15 protein-coding genes and 1 pseudogene are annotated in these 17,457 nt (G+C 62.8%); 3 read left to right on the forward strand and 13 right to left on the reverse strand.

Going from position 1 to position 17,457, the window contains the following annotated elements:
• Position 1: 1 nt before the first annotated feature.
• Positions 2–913 (reverse strand): ribonuclease Z, encoded by a 912-nt coding sequence (rnz, locus tag B3229_RS00095; RefSeq protein WP_033753329.1) that lies wholly within the window; start codon positions 911–913, stop codon positions 2–4.
• 124 nt (positions 914–1,037) lie between these two features.
• Between rnz and gorA the strand changes: the two genes are divergently transcribed.
• Positions 1,038–2,390, forward strand: a complete 1,353-nt coding sequence (gorA, locus tag B3229_RS00100) for a glutathione-disulfide reductase (protein WP_286867545.1) — start codon at positions 1,038–1,040, stop codon at positions 2,388–2,390.
• Between the two features lie 225 nt (positions 2,391–2,615).
• Here gorA and B3229_RS21240 read toward each other — a convergent pair.
• Positions 2,616–2,741 (reverse strand): annotated as a pseudogene (locus tag B3229_RS21240) (Rpn family recombination-promoting nuclease/putative transposase); the annotation flags it as partial.
• A gap of 151 nt (positions 2,742–2,892) precedes the next feature.
• On the reverse strand, positions 2,893–3,534 hold the full coding sequence (locus tag B3229_RS00110) for a hydrolase (RefSeq protein ID WP_033753334.1): 642 nt from the start codon (positions 3,532–3,534) through the stop codon (positions 2,893–2,895).
• A gap of 237 nt (positions 3,535–3,771) precedes the next feature.
• Here B3229_RS00110 and B3229_RS00115 point away from each other — a divergent pair, with 237 nt between their 5' ends.
• Entirely contained in the window at positions 3,772–4,686 is a 915-nt protein-coding gene (locus B3229_RS00115; RefSeq protein WP_048783201.1) for a bestrophin family protein, read from the forward strand.
• Here the strand turns inward: B3229_RS00115 and B3229_RS00120 are convergent, their stop codons facing one another.
• The 4 genes from B3229_RS00120 to B3229_RS00135 all read right to left on the reverse strand — a co-directional run bounded on the left by B3229_RS00120 (position 4,687) and on the right by B3229_RS00135 (position 8,747).
• Positions 4,687–5,583: an alpha/beta hydrolase gene (locus B3229_RS00120; RefSeq protein ID WP_286867554.1), complete on the reverse strand. Its 897-nt coding sequence runs from the start codon at positions 5,581–5,583 to the stop codon at positions 4,687–4,689.
• Between the two features lie 166 nt (positions 5,584–5,749).
• A complete protein-coding gene (locus B3229_RS00125; protein WP_286867556.1) occupies positions 5,750–6,100 on the reverse strand; it encodes a hypothetical protein in 351 nt (116 codons plus the stop codon).
• Between the two features lie 29 nt (positions 6,101–6,129).
• The gene (locus B3229_RS00130; RefSeq protein ID WP_286867559.1) at positions 6,130–7,479 is read right to left on the reverse strand and encodes a cation:proton antiporter; all 1,350 of its coding nucleotides are present in this window, start codon (positions 7,477–7,479) and stop codon (positions 6,130–6,132) included.
• Positions 7,480–7,538: 59 nt separating this feature from the next.
• On the reverse strand, positions 7,539–8,747 hold the full coding sequence (locus B3229_RS00135) for an MFS transporter (RefSeq protein ID WP_286867561.1): 1,209 nt from the start codon (positions 8,745–8,747) through the stop codon (positions 7,539–7,541).
• A gap of 95 nt (positions 8,748–8,842) precedes the next feature.
• On the opposite strand from B3229_RS00135, the gene B3229_RS00140 reads away from it, so the two are divergent.
• Complete coding sequence (locus B3229_RS00140; protein WP_286867562.1) at positions 8,843–9,784, forward strand: LysR family transcriptional regulator; 942 nt, start codon at positions 8,843–8,845, stop codon at positions 9,782–9,784.
• A 23-nt stretch (positions 9,785–9,807) separates the two neighbouring features.
• Here B3229_RS00140 and B3229_RS00145 read toward each other — a convergent pair whose 3' ends face one another.
• The 6 genes from B3229_RS00145 to kdpF are packed head-to-tail and all read right to left on the reverse strand — an operon-like array spanning position 9,808 to position 17,440.
• Positions 9,808–10,311, reverse strand: coding sequence for a TIGR00645 family protein (locus B3229_RS00145; RefSeq protein ID WP_033753356.1), 504 nt, complete (start codon positions 10,309–10,311; stop codon positions 9,808–9,810).
• A 54-nt stretch (positions 10,312–10,365) separates the two neighbouring features.
• Entirely contained in the window at positions 10,366–13,038 is a 2,673-nt protein-coding gene (kdpD, locus tag B3229_RS00150) for a two-component system sensor histidine kinase KdpD (protein WP_286867563.1), read from the reverse strand.
• Between the two features lie 8 nt (positions 13,039–13,046).
• Positions 13,047–13,610: a potassium-transporting ATPase subunit KdpC gene (gene kdpC, locus B3229_RS00155; RefSeq protein WP_286867566.1), complete on the reverse strand. Its 564-nt coding sequence runs from the start codon at positions 13,608–13,610 to the stop codon at positions 13,047–13,049.
• Positions 13,611–13,620: 10 nt separating this feature from the next.
• Complete coding sequence (kdpB, locus tag B3229_RS00160) at positions 13,621–15,666, reverse strand: potassium-transporting ATPase subunit KdpB (protein WP_286867569.1); 2,046 nt, start codon at positions 15,664–15,666, stop codon at positions 13,621–13,623.
• Entirely contained in the window at positions 15,663–17,351 is a 1,689-nt protein-coding gene (gene kdpA / locus B3229_RS00165; RefSeq protein WP_048783223.1) for a potassium-transporting ATPase subunit KdpA, read from the reverse strand. The genes kdpB and kdpA overlap by 4 nt, the downstream gene beginning before the upstream one ends.
• Positions 17,351–17,440: a K(+)-transporting ATPase subunit F gene (gene kdpF / locus B3229_RS00170; protein ID WP_033753373.1), complete on the reverse strand. Its 90-nt coding sequence runs from the start codon at positions 17,438–17,440 to the stop codon at positions 17,351–17,353. The genes kdpA and kdpF overlap by 1 nt, the downstream gene beginning before the upstream one ends.
• Between the last annotated feature and the right edge of the window lie 17 nt (positions 17,441–17,457).

The following is a 17,457-nucleotide window of genomic DNA, read 5'->3' on the forward strand; positions in this document are numbered from 1 at the left end:
GCTACAGCGTAAACACCGCCAGATCCTGTGCCAGCTCGGTGTCGGGAAATACCGAGCGGCACTCGTCCAGCAAACGCTGCATGTCGCGCGGCAGATAGCGGGAGCTGAAGTGCGTGGCGATCAGGCGCTTCGCGCCCGCCTCTTTCGCCACCTGCGCCGCCTGCAGCGTCGTAGAGTGGCCGCGCCCGTTGGCCTTCTCCTGCAGAGCCGCCTCCAGCGTCGCTTCATGCACCATTAAATCGACATTGGCTGCCAGCTGCAGCGCCATCGGCGTCGGCGCGGTATCGCCAAAAATCGCCAGGGTTTTGCCTCTGGTCGCCGGACCGAGATAGTCCGCGCCGTTAATCACCCGTCCATCCTCCAGCGTTACACTCTCTCCCGCTTTTAGCTGCTGATACCAGGGCCCGCGCGGCACGCCCTCTTCTTTCAGACGCGCGGCGTCGAGAAAGCCCGGCTTATCGTGCTGCTCAATACGATAGCCGAAGCAGGTCAGCGGATGTACCAGCGGCCAGGCGCTGACGCGGAACTCGCCGTCGTCGAGCACTGGCCCCGCTTCGATCTCGACGATTTCCAGCGGATAGTCGGTATAAGAGCCGCTGAGCGACAGCGCGGTTTCGACAAAGCGTCGGATGCCTTCAGGCCCGTAAATGGTCAGCGGCTCGGTAATGCCGCCCATGGAGCGACTGGTGAGCAAACCGGGCAGGCCGAAAATATGGTCGCCGTGCAGGTGAGTGATAAAGATTTTGTTCATGCGTCCCGGCCTGAGCGACGAACGCATGTACTGAAGCTGCGTCCCTTCGCCGCAGTCGAAGAGCCAGGTGTCGCCGCGCGGCGAATAGGTAAAAGCAATGGAGGTGACGTTGCGTTGCAGGCTGGGCGCGCCACCGCCGGTGCCGAGAAATGTAAGCTGCATGCTATGCTTCCCTGTCAGTGAAGAGAGAATTCAACCCTATTACAATCATAGGCGCAATCTTTGCGCCGTCTCGCCTCTCAGCGTTACAATCCAGACCAAACTCTTGCAACCGGATGGACACACCATGACACGACACTATGACTATCTCGCCATTGGCGGCGGCAGCGGCGGCATCGCCTCGATTAACCGTGCCGCCATGTATGGCCAGAAATGCGCCCTGATTGAAGCCAAAGAACTGGGCGGCACCTGCGTGAATGTGGGTTGTGTTCCGAAAAAAGTGATGTGGCACGCGGCGCAGATCGCCGAGGCTATCCATCTCTACGGTCCGGATTACGGCTTCGATACCACGGTTAACCATTTTAGCTGGAAGACGCTGGTGAAAAACCGCAGCGCCTACATCGATCGCATTCACACCTCGTACGATAACGTGCTGGGCAAAAACAACGTCGACGTCATCAAGGGCTTCGCCCGTTTCGTCGACGCCCATACCGTGGAAGTGAACGGCGAGCGCATTACCGCCGACCATATTCTGATCGCTACCGGCGGCCGTCCGAGCCATCCCAACGTACCGGGCGCGGAATACGGCATCGACTCTGACGGCTTCTTTGAACTGGAGGCGCTGCCGAAGCGTACCGCGGTTATCGGCGCCGGCTATATCGCCGTCGAGCTGGCGGGCGTGGTTAACGCGCTGGGTTCCGAAACGCATCTGTTCGTACGCAAGCACGCGCCGCTGCGCAGCTTCGATCCGCTGATCACCGACACGCTGGTGGAAGTGATGAACGCTGAAGGCCCGACGCTGCACACCCACGCCGTGCCGAAAGCGGTGGTGAAGAACGCCGACGGCAGCCTGACGCTGCAGCTTGAAGACGGGCGCGAGCAGACCGTCGACTGCCTGGTATGGGCCATTGGCCGCGAACCAGCGACCGATAACCTGAACCTGACGGTGACCGGCGTGGCGCTGAATGAAAAAGGCTATATCAACGTCGACAAGTATCAGAACACCAACGTCGACGGCATCTATGCGGTCGGCGACAACACCGGCGCGGTCGAGCTGACGCCGGTTGCGGTCGCGGCGGGTCGTCGTCTCTCAGAGCGCCTGTTCAACAACAAGCCTGACGAGCATCTGGATTACAGCAACGTGCCGACGGTGGTATTCAGCCATCCGCCAATCGGCACCGTTGGTCTGACTGAACCGCAGGCGCGCGAGCAATATGGCGACGATCAGGTGAAAGTCTATAAATCTTCCTTTACCGCCATGTATACCGCCGTCACGCAGCACCGCCAGCCGTGCCGCATGAAGCTGGTCTGCGTCGGCGCGGAGGAGAAGATCGTCGGCATTCACGGTATCGGTTCCGGCATGGACGAGATGCTGCAAGGCTTTGCGGTGGCGCTGAAGATGGGCGCGACGAAGAAAGATTTCGACAATACCGTGGCGATTCACCCGACGGCGGCGGAAGAGTTTGTGACGATGCGCTGATCTGGCGCGGACAGAGGGGCCAGCGGATGCTGGCCCTAAGCTTAGCGGCGAAGCCAGGGCTCGTCAGGCTGACTGAATGCGATTTAGCTCTTCTTCCGTCAGCCCCGTAGCCTGCATAATCGTCTCGCGTGGCATTTTCATTTTCAGCAGACTGAGTGCGATTTTAAGTATGCCTTCACGCTCCCCTTCTAGCTTTCCTTCGAGCCTGCCTTCCTGCTTAAGCTGTTCTGCAATGGTCATCAGTGTATCCTTCTGCTGGATTTCCATAAAGTCGCGCGCCACGTCCGGCTGGCTGAGACGCTGGCGAAAGACGGCGTCGTGCGGGGTCGGCGTACTGTTTTTCTTCTTCATCTTTCCTGACTCTGAAAAAAACATCTCCAGAGCCTGACACAGCTGAAAAACAGTGTCATTAGTGAGACAGGTAAGTCACAGAGAATAAAGGGCGAAGGTCCGAAATCGAACCTTCGCCCTGCTGTCAGGCGCGCTCTTTAGCACGCCATATTCAGGCCTGACGCGCCGGCGCTTTATGCACCATGGTATAAGCGTAATCAACGCCCATGCCGTATGCGCCGCTGTGTTCGCGCACCAGATCCATCACCGCGTCATAGGTCTCTTTACGTGACCAGTCGCGCTGGTACTCAAGCAGCACCTGCTGCCAGGTCACCGGGATAGCGCCGGCCTGCACCATACGCTGCACCGAGCGCTCATGAGCGTCGACGCTGGTGCCGCCGGAGGTATCCGTCACCACATAAACTTCGTAGCCCTCTTTCATGGCCATCAGCGCCGGGAACGTCAGACAAACTTCCGTCCAGAGCGCAGAGATAATCAGCTTCTTACGTCCGGTTTTTTCTACCGCCTCAACGAATTTCGCGTCTTCCCAGGAGTTCATCGAGGTACGCTCAATCGGCTTCGACTCCGGGTGGACCGCGAGCAGTTCCGGCCAGATATAGCCGCTAAAGCTTTCAGTTTCCACCGAGGTATAAATCACCGGCACGTTAAAGATTTTTCCGGCCTTGGCCAGGGCGACGGTATTATTTTTAAGCTGCTGGCGATCGATATTTGCCACGCCGAAAGACATCTGCGGCTGGTGGTCGATGAAAATCAGCGTTGAGTTTTGCGGGTCCAGCAGGTCGAATTTAGACATAATTTTGTTCCTCTCAGGGGGTTTGAATGTTGTGTTTCCGTTGAGATGAACTTTACGCAGCCTGCCTGTTAAGAGATAACGGAAAGAATTTTACAACTTATCAAAATTTATTTTAGATGATTGATATTTTTAATTTTTTTAAGATTAAAGCCGGGGAAAGCACGCGAGAATTCGCATTCGCACCGCGGTCGGCGTAGGCTTTACCTACAAAAATAACTTCACCACATCGCATTCACTATGATTGTTCGTCCTTACCAACACTGGTTCCGTCGGCTGCTGGGCTGGCACGGTTCGGTGTTGCCGAAAATCGGCTTCCGCCTGTCGTTAAACCTGCTGATGTCGATTATCGCCATCGTCTGCTTTCAGTGGTACGAATCGCTGGGCGTGCATCTGACCACCGCGCCCTTTAGCCTGCTCGGCGTGGCGCTGGCCATCTTCCTGGGCTTCCGCAACAACGCCAGCTATGCGCGTTTTACCGAAGCGCGCACGCTGTGGGGAAGCATGCTTATCACCCATCGTTCGCTGCTGCGTCAGATCAAGAGCGTGCCGCTGGAAGCGGAAAAGGCGCATGAGTTCGCGGCGCTGCAGATGGCGTTTAGCTACAGCATGAAGCACCAGCTGCGCGGCAGCGACCCGCGCGACGATTTGACGCGCCTGCTGCCGTTACGCTGGCGCGAAGAAGTGTTGAACAGCCCGATGCCCGCCAGCCGCGCGCTGCTCTGCCTGGGCAAATGGCTGGGCGAGCAGCGCCAGCAGGGAAACCTGTCCGATATTCTCTGGCAGAGCATGGATGAAAATCTGAACCGGCTGTCGCTGGTGCTGGGCGGCTGCGAGCGCATCGCCTCAACGCCGATCCCCTTTGCCTACTCGCTGATCCTGCACCGCACCGTGTCGCTGTTTTGCACGCTGTTGCCGTTCGCGCTGGTCAGCGATCTGCACGGCATGACGCCGCTGGTCTCGATGTTTATCTCCTACACCTTTCTGGCGCTGGAATCAGTGTCGGAAGAGCTGGAGGATCCCTTCGGCGTCGAGGCTAACGACCTGCCGCTGAACGCCATTTGCGTCACTATCGAGCGCAGCCTGCGGGAGATGAACGACGATTTTCCGCTGCCGCCGTCGCTGCAGCCCGACAGCCGCCGGATACTGACCTGATCAGCTGAGGCGGTCGAGCCAGCGCGCGTAGGCCTGATCCCACAGGGCGGCCGGCGTGCCCGCTTTGCCAAGACCGAAGCCGTGGCCGCCGCGGCTGATCTCGATCAGCTCCACCGGCACGCGGTTGCGTCGACAGGTATCGCGCATCAGTTCAGTGTTGTAAGGATTAGAGACAGGGTCATCTTCCGCCTGCGCCAGAAAGGTAGGCGGATAGCTGCGCGTCACGTAGTTCTGCACCGACCAGTTCGCCTCTTCTGCCGGCGTCGCGCCGTTGCCCACCAGAATGCGGTGCGTGGTGGTATGGGTATAGGGCGCTTCCAGGGTAATCACCGGATAGATCAAACCGACGCTGTCGACTTTTGGCACCACCAGATCCAGCTCATCCTGCCGTTCATAGGAGCGAAAATCTGGACGCGCCGCCGCCATGCCGAGCAGATGCCCGCCGGCGGAGAACCCCAGCACGTGCACTTTACGCTCCAGCGACCGCACCAGGCGAATGGCGCGCTGCGCATCCTGCAGCGGCGCGAGATGGCCCGCCTGCCACTTCTCTTCCGGCAGGCGATAGCTCAGCACATAGGCGGTATAGCCGTTGCTGTTGAGCCAGCGCGCCACCGGCCAGGCCTCGCGCCCCATGCCGATAAACTTATAGCCGCCGCCCGCCGCGATCAGCACCGCTTCGCCGTTGGGGTTTTCCGGTTTAAACCGCTGGATCGTCGGGCTGACGATATTGGACCAGGAGCCGTGCTTGTTGACGCGCAGCGGCCCAGACGGCCCGCTGCCGCCCGGCGGCTCGTCCGGCCACAGCGGAATGACCTCATCACGGGCAAAGAGTTTGCCTGCGGTCATAGAAAGAAGGAGGGCTCCGGAACCCAAAAGAAAGTGTCGACGCGTGATCATGATGCCCGTTGAGTCAATGCCAGTAGCTGATTCAGGCGCGCCTGTCTGCGGCGGCGCTGTTATTATGTGACGCATATCAATCGCTGGCGATTATGTACGCAATTCGGCACAAAATGCCACAAAAAAACGCGCCCTGAGGCGCGTTTGTGTAGCGTAAATAAGCGGCTTAATCTTCCTGCTGAAACTGCGTCATCACCGTTTGCTCGCACAGCTGCTCGTCGGCACGGAGTTTGCCGCGCTCCTCTTCGCCCAGCTGCAGCCAGGCGTTGGCCACTTCGTTAGCAATATCTTCATCAAACTCCGGCTGGTTCATTGCGCTGGAGGATTTGCTCATCGCCGTATAGCTCTTCATTTTCTGCACGTAGGCATCCGCCGTGCCGACCTGGGTCTCCCCGCTGACGATATGGCACAGCTTGCTGGCATAGACGTTCTCCTGCGGGATGTTGCTCTCATCGTCAGCGGCCAGCGCGGCGGACGACGCCAGCATCCCCAGTAAAATCAATAACGACTTTTTCATATCCACTCCTGTTTTAACCTGGTGACGGTCTACTCTTCGTTCTGCCGGGCGGAAAGGCGCGCCGAGCGCCAGTTCAGCAGCGGCGTAACCGTCACGCCATGAATGACGATGCTGCACACCACCAGTGTCAGCGCCATATCAACCATTGTTTCGGCCTGTTGTCCCGCCATGCCGTGTACCCAGGCGAAGGCGATGTAGTTAATACTGCCGATACCGCGAATTCCCAGCCAGCCGATCAGCAGACGGCGCACCGGCGGAATGCCGCAGCGCAGCGTCGTCAGCCAGACCGCCAGCGGTCGCACCACGATAAATAATGCCAGTCCCAACAGGATGCCGTCGAGGTTCCAGTGATGGGCAAGCGTCACGCCCAGCACCACCATCATCGCCGCCGCCAGCAACCGCTCAATGGTATCACCAAACGAAAGCGCGTCGCTGACTACCAGCCCGACCGATTTCACCATGTTGCCGCTTTCCCCGGCGTGCTCCAGACGATTGTTGGGATTGACCAGCGCCTCGGCGGGCAGCACCCGCTCTTCTTCGCTTAGCTCTTCCGGCGGGAAACTTTTGAAGACGCGCAGCTCGGCGCGGCGCAGCCCGACGCCGGCGGCGAAGGTCGCCAGAAAGCCGGATGCGCCCAGCGCTTCCGCCGCTGCGTAGCTGAGCGCGATCAGCGCCAGCGCGAGAAAATCACTGGGCGCCACGTCGCCGTGCGCATTGCGCAGACGCGTCGCCAGTAAACCCACAAGGCGGCCAAACAGAAAGCCGAGCCCCAGGCCGCCGCCGATGCCCCAGATCACCTCGACCGCCGTCCAGTGCCCAAAGCTGCTCCAGGTGAGGCTTTCGCCGTTAAACAGCAGCAGCGCCAGTACCAGCAGCGGCAGCGCCGATCCGTCATTCATGCCCGCTTCGCTGGAGAGCGCCACGCGCAGCGCGTCGTCGTCGCGCGCGTCGTTAACGGAAATCAGGCTCGCCAGCACCGGATCGGTCGGCGCGACGATGGCGCCAAACGCCAGCGCCAGCGGCCAGTCGAAGCCCACCAGCCAGTGCGCCAGCAGCGTCATGCCGCCGACCGTCAGCAGCATTGCCGGAAAGGCGAGCCGCATGCCGAGCCGCCAGCTGTGCGCGCGCAGCGGCAGCCGTAGCTTCAGCCCGGTGATAAACAGCGAGGCCGCCATGGTGATCTCGGTAATATGCGCGGCGGCTTCCGAATGTTTCAGAATATCGATCTGCACGACGTCGAACACCCAGGGTCCGCAGAGGATCCCGGCTAACAGGTAAAGCCCAAACGACGTCACCGGCCCGCGATGGATCCATCCCGACGCCAGCGACATTAATAACAGAAGGCAGCCAGTGGCCGCCATCCAGGCAAGAAAGTTCATAACGCTCCGTTTTCCCTAAAGATTATGTTTAATCCTGGCACAAGAGCGCGAAAGCGGGATCAGTTCTTCAGGTGCCGGCTCGCCAGGCGAAGCGCGAAACTGGCGGCACCGGCCAGCGTGGCGAGCGTCACGACGCCGTTCCAGCCCCAGCGCGCCAGCGCCAGACTGCCCAGCGCGGCGCCGGTCGCCATGCCGATAAACACCACGGTAAACAGCAGCGCGTTAAGGCGGCTACGCGCTTCCGGCGCCAGGCTGTAAACCAGCGTCTGGTGCGCCACCAGCGTGGCCTGCACGCCTAAGTCGAAGCCGATGGTGCTGAGCACGATCAGCGCCAGCTGGGCAGGGATCGGCAGCGCAGGCAGCAGGAACATCAGCGCGAAGGAGACGGTGACCAGTCCGGCGCCGACGATGGTGACGCGCGCCGGGCCGATACGGTCGGCGATGCTGCCCGCCAGCGGCGCGGCCATTGCGCCCGCCGCGCCCGCCAGGCCGAAGGCGCCTGCAACCCCGCTGTCGAGGTGGAAGCGATCGCTAAGCATCAGCGCCAGCGTCGACCAGAAGGCGCTAAAACCGACCGACAAGAGGCCCTGCGCCAGCGCCGCGCGACGCAGCGTCTGATGATGCTGCCAGAGATGCGCCAGCGACAGCAGCAGCCGCGGGTAGCTTACCGAGGTGCCGGGCGTAAAGCGCGGCAGCGCGCGCCACAGCGCCAGGCTGATGAAAAGCACCAGCGCCGCCGCCAGCCAGTACATGGCGCGCCAGCCGAAATACTCCGCCACTACGCCGCTCACCACCCGCGACAGCAGAATGCCTACCAGCAGGCCGGTCATCACCGTGCCGACCGTCTTGCCGCGGCTGCGCTCGGGCGCCAGCGCGGCGGAGGCCGGCACGATATCCTGCGCTACCGTCGCCGTCAGGCCGGTGGCGAAGCTGGCGATCAGCAGCGCGTTCAGGCCGCCGGAGAAGCCGCACAGCAACAGCGCCGCTACCAGCAGCAGCCCTTTAATCAGGATGATGGCGCGGCGATCGTGACGGTCGCCCAGCGGCGCCAGCAGCAGAATGCCCAGCGCATAGCCCATCTGCGTCAGCATCGGCACCATACCGACCGCGCCAACGCCGACGTTGAACTGTTTGCCGATAATATCCAGCATCGGCTGGCTGTAGTAAATCGAGGCCACGCTCAACCCTGCGCCTGCGGCAAGGGTAAAGACCAGGGGACCGGGCAATCTTTCGGCCGGACTGGCCGTAATGCTGTTAATCGCTGACATTATCATCATCTCCACAGGGGTATGGCGCTTAGTAAAGCGGATTGCCGCCATACGCGGTAGACTGGTAAAAAGCAAAACTGTTATGCGTGGTACGTATGAACAACCTATCCAGTCCCGATCGTATTGAACTGATGCAGACCTTTATCCGCATCGTGGAAAGCGGCAGTCTGTCGGCCGCGGCCGCGCAGCTCAACACCACCCAGCCCACCATCAGCCGTCGGCTGCAGGCGCTGGAGCAGCGTCTTGGGCTGAAGCTGATCATGCGCACCACCCACGCGCTCAAGCTGACCGACGACGGCGAGCGCTGCTACGCCCATGCGCGCCAGCTGCTGGCGACCTGGCACGCGCTGGAGGATGAGCTGACCCACGCCAACGACGAACCGGTCGGCACGCTGCGGGTGCGCGCGCCGCACGCCTTTGGCCAGGATCAGCTGGTCGCGCCGCTGGTGGAATACCTGATGCGCTATCCGCGTCTTAACGTGGAGTGGATGCTCAACGATCGCACGCCCGACTTTATCGCCGAGAATGTCGACTGCGCGATTCAGGTCGGCGCGCTGAGCGATCCCGCTATCGTGGCGATTTTGCTGGCGGAAGTGCCGCGCATCGTGGTGGCCTCGCCGGATCTGCTGGCGCGGCACGCGCCGATCGACGCCGTGGAGCAGCTGGCGACGCTGCCCTGGCTGGCGCTGACCAGCTTTTACCGTAACGAGATTGCGTTACAACGGGTTGACGACGGCCAGCCGGTCAATATGGCGATTGCGCCGCGCCTGAGCAGCGACAGCCTCTACGCGGTGCGCAAAGCGGCATTAATGGGCATGGGCGCGGCGATTATGTCGTCGTGGGTGGTGCAGGAAGATTTAGCGCGCGGCGAACTGGTGCAGCTGACGCCGCAGTGGCAGGCGCCGCCTTTGCCGGTCTGGCTCACCTATCCCTGGGCAAGCTACTATCCGGCGCGCCTGCAGAAGTTTTTCGAGATGGTGCGGGAGGTGATGCCGCAGCTGACCGGCACGCGGCCAGCCGGGACGTTTAAGCGCTAAGAGGCGCAGCCGCCTCTTAATCGTTACGCGGACTTCTTCTCGTTTTTCGACATATTATCCAGCCAGCCCATCACAAAGGCCGACAGCACAAAGGTCAGATGGATGATCACATACCACATCAGCTTGTCGTTGGGCACGTTACGCGCTTCCATAAACACGCGCAGCAGATGAATAGAGGAGATGGCGACGATCGAGGCCGCGACCTTGTTTTTCAGCGAGCCGGAATCCATCTTGCCGAGCCAGCTCAGCTTCTCTTTATGGTCGTCGATATCGAGCTTAGAGACGAAGTTCTCGTAGCCCGAGAGCATTACCATCACCAGCAGGCCGCCCACCAGCGTCATATCGACCAGCGACAGCAGCAGCAGGATCAGATCGTTTTCCGCAATGCTGAGAATATTGGGCAGCAGGTGAAAAATTTCTTCGAAAAACTTAATCGTCAGCGCCAGCAAACCCAGCGAAAGTCCAATGTAAACCGGAGCCAGCAACCAGCGCGACGCATACATCAGGTTTTCGGTAAAACGTTCCATAATTTCCCACAGGTAATCAGACAGGTGAGGCAGTATAACCCATCCTCTGTGAAGTTATTTCAGCGCCTCTTCAGAAATTTCAGGCGCGGGCGGCAGCGGCAAAGAGAGGCGAAAAGCCACGCCGCCTTCAATACGATTTTCAGCCCAGATGCGGCCGCCGTGGCTCTCGACGATGGTTTTGCAGATCGCCAGCCCCAGCCCGACGCCCGGCACCGACGACTCTTTATCGCCGCGGGCGAACTTGTCGAAGATACGCGTCAGGTCTTTATCGGCGATGCCCGGCCCGTTGTCCCATACCGCCATCTCCAGCCGCTCGCCGTCGCGCCAGGCGCGAATGCCGCGCTGCGCGCTGTTGTCGGCATATTTCAGGCTGTTCTCGATCAGGTTGGTCAGCACGCGCTCCAGCAGCGCGCTGTCGCCTTTGATCAGCACCAGCTCCGACGGCAGGTCGAGCGTGACGCCGTGCCCTTTCAGCGACGGCGCCATGCTGCTGAGCGCGCCGCCGATCACCTCGTCCAGCGCCAGCCACTCTTCGCGCAGGTTCAGACCGCCCGACTGGATGCGCGCCATATCGAGCATATTGCTGACCAGCCGGATGGTGCTCAGCGTCTGCTCGCGGATCTGGTTCGCCTGCGTCACATACTTCGACTCTTCGCTGGCCAGGTCCAGCATCAGCATCTCCGCCTGGCCGAACAGCACGGTCAGCGGCGTGCGCAGATCGTGCGACAGCGCGGAGAGCAGCGCGTTGCGCAGCTGTTCGCGCTCCGCCGCCAGCCGCGACGCCGCCTCGCTCTGCGACAGCGCCATCCGCTCCAGCGCGTTGGCGATCAGCACGGTAAAGGTCTCCACCAGCCGCTGCTGCTCCGGGATCATCAGCTGGCGCAGGTTCTGCGGCTCTACTACCAGCAGCCCGCGGCAGTGCGCGCCGCTCTTTAGCGGCAGTATCTGGTAGGGCACGGCGGGTAGCGTATCGGTGCCCGCGCCTGCGGGCTGGCCCTTGCTGTAGCTCCATTTGGCGATGGCGCGATCCGGCTCGCTGCCCGGCGTCGCCGCGCCCGTCGCCACCAGCTCGCCCTGTTCGTTCGGCAGCAGCAGCAGACTGCGCGCCTGCAGCGTGACGTCGATAACGCGCTGAGTAGTGGCGGCGATATCTTCAGGCGTTAGCGCGCTGCCCAGCGACTTCGCCATCTCGTAGAGGTGACGCGCGCGCTGCTCGCGGTAGCGCGCCACGCGCGCCTGATAGCGCACGCCGGCGGTCAGGTTGCCGACAATCACGCCGACGGCCAGCATCACCGCGAAGGTCACCAGATACTGCAAGTCGGAGACCGCCACCGTGCCGGTCGGCGCGACGAAAAAGAGGTCGAAGGCGAGAATATTCATCACCGTGGCGATCACCGACGGCCAGCGCCCGTAGCGCAGCGCGATAATCACCACCGCCAGCAGGTAGATCATCACGCCGTTGGCGGTATCGAAGCCGGCCAGCAGCCAGCGCCCGGCGGCGGTGACCACAATGCAGAGCAGCAGCGCCATCAGCACGCCGCGCAGCGGCAGGCGCCAGCGGTCGCCGCCGACGCGCGCGTCCGCTACCGTCGAGGCCTCGGCGGCAGGCTCGTCGAGCGCCACCACCAGCAGATCGAGATCTGGCCCCAGCTTGCCGAGGCGCGTGGCGAAGCTGTCGCGATGCCAGCGTCGCAGCGGGCGACGGCCGGTAACGATCTTGCCGAGGTTATGTTCGCGGGCGTAGCGCAACACCGCCTGCGCCTCGTCGGGATCGGAGAGCGTGGCGGTCTCCGCGCCCAGCTCCTGCGCCAGCTGCAGGGTTTTCAGCACGCCGCGCCGCCGCGCTTCCGGCAGCCGGTTAAGGCGCGGCGTCTCAACGTAGACCGCGTGCCACTCGCTGCCAAGCCGCGCCGCCAGCCGCGCGGCGGTGCGCACCAGCTTTTCGCTGCCGGAATTGTCGCCGATGCAGAGCAGAATGGCGTCGCGCGTGTGCCAGACGCGGTCGCGCCCCTGCTGGTCGCGCCAGGCGCGCATCTGATCGTCCACGCGGTCGGCGGTGCGCCGCAGCGCCAGTTCGCGCAGGGCGAACAGGTTGCCCTTGCGAAAGAAGTTTTCGATGGCGCGCTCCGCGCGATCGCCGACGTAGACCTTGCCCTCTTTCAGGCGCTGGCGCAGATCGTCCGGCGGCAGATCCACCAGCACCACCTCATCGGCACTGTCGAAAAAGGGGTCGGGAACGGTTTCGCGCACGCGAATGCCGGTGACGCCGCCCACCACGTCGTTGAGGCTTTCCAGGTGCTGCACGTTGACGGTAGTGATCACATCGATGCCCGCATCCAGCAGCTCGTCGATATCCTGCCAGCGCTTGGGATGGCGCGAACCCTGCACGTTGGTGTGCGCCAGCTCGTCCATCAGGATCACCGCCGGGTGGCGCGCCAGCGCCGCGTCAAGGTCGAACTCGGCATGACGCGAGCGGCCGGTGGCGCGCCGCGGCAGCACCGCGAGCCCATGCAGCAGGCTGGCGGTCTCTTCCCGCCCGTGCGTCTCTACCACGCCGATCAGCACGTCGAGCCCCTGCGCGCGCAGCCGCTGCGCCTCCTGCAGCATGGCGTAGGTTTTGCCTACGCCCGCGCAGGCGCCGAAGTAGATTTTCAGCTTGCCGCGATGGCTGTCGGCCTGCTGCAACAGCAGCGCGTCGGGATCGGGGCGTTCGCGTTCGTCGTTCATTGCGTCCTTCAGGGTTGAGTCAGCGCGTCCAGCGCCAGATTAAGCCGCAGCACGTTGACGGTGGGATCGCCGCTAAAGGCGAGCAGCGGCCGCTCCGTATTGGCGTCGATTAAATCCTCTACCGTTTTCAGCGGCAGCTGACGCGCGGTGGCGACGCGCGGCGCCTGCCAGTGCGCGGCGGCGGGCGATATCGCCGGATCCAGGCCGCTGGCCGAGGCGGTCACCAAATCGACCGGCACCGCCTGCGGCGAGAGCGGATTGGCGGCGCGCAGCGCGGCGACGCGTTCCGCCACCGCCTTGTCCAGCGCCGGATTGCTTGCCGCCAGATTGCTGCCGCTCGACGCCAGCGGATTATAGGGCGCGTCGCCGGTTGCCGACGGCCGCCCCCAGAAATAGCCGGGCCGGGTAAAGTTCTGGCCGATCAGCGCCGAACCGCGTTCTTCGATCAGCGAGCCGTTGGCCTGCGTAGGAAACAGCCACTGCGCCAGGCCGGTGGTGAGTAAAGGATACCCCACGCCGGTGATCAGGGTGAGCAGCAGTAAAACTAACATTGCCGGACGTAACTGACTCATTTTTTTCTCCTTATGCCAGACCCAGCAGCACCAGCAGCAGGTCGATGGCTTTAATGCCGATAAAGGGCACCAGCAGCCCGCCCAGGCCATAGATCAGCAGGTTGCGGCGCAGCAGCGCCGCGGCGCTCAGCGGCCGGTAGCTCACGCCCTTCAGCGCCAGCGGGATCAGGAAGACAATCACCAGCGCGTTAAAAATCACCGCCGACAGGATCGCCGACGACGGCGAATGCAGATGCATCACGTTCAGCAGGTTGAGCTGCGGATAGGTCGCCGCGAAGGCCGCCGGGATAATGGCGAAATATTTAGCGACGTCATTGGCGATGCTGAAGGTGGTGAGCGAGCCGCGCGTCATCAGCATCTGCTTACCGATATGCACCACCTCCAGCAGCTTGGTGGGGTTGGAGTCGAGATCCACCATGTTGCCCGCCTCTTTCGCCGCCTGGGTGCCGGAGTTCATCGCCACCGCCACGTCGGCCTGCGCCAGCGCCGGGGCGTCGTTGGTGCCGTCGCCGGTCATCGCCACCAGCCGGCCTTCCGCCTGATACTGGCGGATCAGCGCCAGCTTGGCTTCCGGCGTCGCTTCCGACAGGAAGTCGTCGACGCCCGCCTCCGCCGCGATCGCCGCCGCGGTCAGCGGGTTGTCGCCGGTGATCATCACGGTTTTGATGCCCATCTTGCGCAGCTCGGCGAAACGCTCTTTGATGCCGCCTTTCACGATATCTTTTAGCGCCACCACGCCCAGCACCTTCGCACCTTCCGACACCACCAGCGGCGTGCCGCCGGCGCGCGCCACCTCTTCCACCAGCGCGTTGACCTCCGCCGGGAAGCGGCCGCTGTTGGCTTCGATATGGCGTTTCACGGCGTCCACCGCGCCTTTGCGGATCAGCCGGTCCTGCACGTTGACGCCGCTCATGCGCGTCTGCGCCGAGAAGGGAATAAAGCTTGCGCCCAGGCTGTTAAGGTCGCGCTCGCGCAGGTTAAAGCGCTGTTTCGCCAGCACCACGATGCTGCGCCCCTCGGGCGTCTCATCCGCCAGCGAGGCGAGCTGCGCCGCGTCGGCCAGCTGCTCTTCGCTAACGCCTGGCGCGGGCAGAAACTGCGTCGCCTGACGGTTGCCGAGCGTAATGGTGCCGGTCTTGTCCAGCATCAGCACGTCGACGTCGCCCGCCGCCTCAACCGCGCGCCCGCTGGTGGCGATTACGTTGGCGCCCAGCATGCGGCTCATGCCCGCCACGCCGATGGCGGAGAGCAGGCCGCCGATGGTGGTCGGGATCAAACAGACCAGCAGCGCCACCAGTACCGTGACGCTGACCGGCGCGCCGCCCCACGCCGAGAAGGGCCACAGGGTGACGGTCGCCAGCAGAAACACGATGGTCAGCGATACCAGCAGAATGGTCAGCGCGATCTCGTTAGGGGTTTTCCGCCGCTTCGCCCCTTCCACCATGGCGATCATGCGATCGAGAAAAGTCTCGCCCGGATTAACGCTGCACTGGATCACCAGCCAGTCGGAAAGAATGCGCGTACCGCCGGTTACCGAGGCGAAGTCGCCGCCCGACTCGCGGATAACCGGCGCGGATTCGCCGGTGATGGCGCTCTCGTCTACCGAGGCGCCGCCCTCCAGCACTTCGCCGTCGCAGGGAATAATATCGCCCGCCTCCGCCAGCACGATATCCCCTTTGCGCAGGCTGTCGGCAGAGACCTGCTGCCACTGGCCGCCATGGCGCGGCTCAGCCAGCTTTTTCGCAAAGCTGGTTTTCTTGACCCCTTTCAGGCTGCTCGCCTGCGCCTTGCTGCGCCCTTCCGCCAGCGCTTCGGCGAAGTTGGCGAACAGCACGGTGAACCAGAGCCAGAGGGCGATGGCGCCGGTAAAGCTGGCGCGGCCGTCAAGCCAGCCGCCCGCCATGCCCAGCGCCAGCAGCGTAGTGAGCAGGCTGCCGAGCCAGACCACGAACATCACCGGATTGCGGAACTGCACGCGCGGATCCAGCTTTTTCAGCGCGTCGACCAGCGCGACGCGCATCAGTGCGCCGTTCAGCGCCTGTTGTTGACGACTCATGAGTGCGTACCCTGAAGAAGTTGCAGATGCTCGGCGACTGGACCCAGCGCCAGAGCAGGAATAAAGGTCAGCGCGCCCACCAGCAGCACCGCGCCGATCAGCAGCGCGATAAACAGCGGGCCGTGCGTCGGCAGCGTGCCGTTGCCCACCGGCTGCGCCTTTTTCACCGCCATGCTGCCCGCCAGCGCCATCACCGGAATGATGATGCCGAAGCGGCCGACCAGCATGCAGAACGCCAGCAGCAGGTTCCAGAACGGCGTGTTGGCGCTCAGCCCCGCAAAGGCGCTACCGTTGTTATTGGCGGCGGACGAGACGGCGTAGAGCACTTCGCTGAAGCCGTGAATGCCGGGATTCGCCATGCCAGCGCGGCCCGCGTCGGTCATCATCGCCAGCGCGGTGCCGAGCAGCACCAGCGTCGGCGTCACCAGAATCGCCAGCGCGGTCATCTTCATTTCGCGCACGTCGACCTTTTTGCCCAGATACTCCGGCGTGCGACCGATCATCAGGCCCGCGATAAACACCGCCAGCACCACGAAGAGCAGCATGCCGTACAGGCCCGCGCCGACGCCGCCGAACACCACCTCGCCCAGCTGCATCAGCCACATCGGCACCATGCCGCCCAGCGCGGTGAAGGAGTCGTGCATCGCATTCACCGCGCCGCACGACGCGGCGGTGGTGATCACCGCAAACAGGCTGGAGTTAAGGATGCCGAAGCGCGTCTCTTTGCCTTCCATGTTAAGGGCGCTGTCAGCGCCAAGCGCCAGCAGGTGCGGGTTGCCGCGCGTTTCCGCCCACATCACCGCCACTACCGCTACGACGAACATCAGCGACATCGCCCAGAGCAGCATATGGCCCTGGCGACGGTCGCGCACCGCATAGCCGAAGGCGAAGCAGAGCGCCGCGGGGATGAGAAATATCGCCAGCATCTGCACGAAGTTGGTCAGCGCGTTGGGGTTCTCGAACGGATGCGCCGAGTTGACGTTAAAAAAGCCGCCGCCGTTGGTGCCCAGCATCTTGATCGCTTCCTGCGACGCCACCGGCCCCATCGCCAGCGTCTGCTGCGCCCCTTCCAGCGTGGCGACGGCGTGGTACGGCAGGAAGTTCTGAATGCTGCCCTGGCTGACGAACAGCAGCGCCATCAGCAGGCTGATCGGCAGCAGCACGTAGAGCGTGATGCGCGTCAAATCGCGCCACGCGTTACCAAGCGTATCGGTGGCGCGGCTGGCGAAACCGCGGATGAGCGCGAACGCCACCGCGATGCCGGTCGCCGCCGACACGAAGTTCTGCACCGTCAGGCCGACCATCTGGCTGAAGTAGCTCAGGGTGCTCTCCCCGCCGTAGGACTGCCAGTTGGTATTGGTAACGAAGCTGACCGCGGTATTGAGCGCCAGATGCCAGCTCAGCGCGGGCAGCTGCTGCGGGTTGAGCGGCAGCCGATCCTGCAGCAGCAGTATCGCCGTCAGCAGCAGCAGGCCGAGCAGGTTAAACAGCAGGATCGCCAGCAGATAGTGCGGCCAGCGCATGGTCGGCGCCTCCGCGCCGAGCAGACGCCAGAGCGGACGCTCGACGCCCGGCAGCACCGGCTTATCGGCGATCAGCGCGGCCAGCCCGCGTCCCAGCGGCTGCGCCAGCGCCATTAACGCCGCGAGAAAAACGGCAATCAGTAAAAACGCATTGGCGGCCATCAAAACGCCTCCGCATTCAGCAGGGCATAGATCAGGTAGCCCAGTAACAAAAACACCAGCACGATGCCGGTTATTACGCCCACGCTCACAGCGACCTCCAGAGGGA

It is taken from the genome of Pantoea sp. UBA5035 (genome assembly GCF_002415245.1).
Taxonomy (GTDB): Bacteria; Pseudomonadota; Gammaproteobacteria; order Enterobacterales; family Enterobacteriaceae; genus Pantoea; species Pantoea septica.

What these genes read in the sequence shown, in the direction of transcription:
- B3229_RS00110 (WP_033753334.1), bottom strand. Translation starts at nt 3,534, where the DNA reads ATGTCTAAATTCGACCTGCTGGACCCGCAAAACTCAACGCTGATTTTC.
- B3229_RS00135 (WP_286867561.1), bottom strand. Translation starts at nt 8,747, where the DNA reads ATGTCAGCGATTAACAGCATTACGGCCAGTCCGGCCGAAAGATTGCCC.
- gorA (WP_286867545.1), top strand. Translation starts at nt 1,038, where the DNA reads ATGACACGACACTATGACTATCTCGCCATTGGCGGCGGCAGCGGCGGC.
- B3229_RS00145 (WP_033753356.1), bottom strand. Translation starts at nt 10,311, where the DNA reads ATGGAACGTTTTACCGAAAACCTGATGTATGCGTCGCGCTGGTTGCTG.
- B3229_RS00125 (WP_286867556.1), bottom strand. Translation starts at nt 6,100, where the DNA reads ATGAAAAAGTCGTTATTGATTTTACTGGGGATGCTGGCGTCGTCCGCC.
- kdpC (WP_286867566.1), bottom strand. Translation starts at nt 13,610, where the DNA reads ATGAGTCAGTTACGTCCGGCAATGTTAGTTTTACTGCTGCTCACCCTG.
- kdpA (WP_048783223.1), bottom strand. Translation starts at nt 17,351, where the DNA reads ATGGCCGCCAATGCGTTTTTACTGATTGCCGTTTTTCTCGCGGCGTTA.
- B3229_RS00120 (WP_286867554.1), bottom strand. Translation starts at nt 5,583, where the DNA reads ATGATCACGCGTCGACACTTTCTTTTGGGTTCCGGAGCCCTCCTTCTT.
- B3229_RS00115 (WP_048783201.1), top strand. Translation starts at nt 3,772, where the DNA reads ATGATTGTTCGTCCTTACCAACACTGGTTCCGTCGGCTGCTGGGCTGG.
- kdpD (WP_286867563.1), bottom strand. Translation starts at nt 13,038, where the DNA reads ATGAACGACGAACGCGAACGCCCCGATCCCGACGCGCTGCTGTTGCAG.
- B3229_RS00130 (WP_286867559.1), bottom strand. Translation starts at nt 7,479, where the DNA reads ATGAACTTTCTTGCCTGGATGGCGGCCACTGGCTGCCTTCTGTTATTA.
- rnz (WP_033753329.1), bottom strand. Translation starts at nt 913, where the DNA reads ATGCAGCTTACATTTCTCGGCACCGGCGGTGGCGCGCCCAGCCTGCAA.
- kdpB (WP_286867569.1), bottom strand. Translation starts at nt 15,666, where the DNA reads ATGAGTCGTCAACAACAGGCGCTGAACGGCGCACTGATGCGCGTCGCG.
- B3229_RS00140 (WP_286867562.1), top strand. Translation starts at nt 8,843, where the DNA reads ATGAACAACCTATCCAGTCCCGATCGTATTGAACTGATGCAGACCTTT.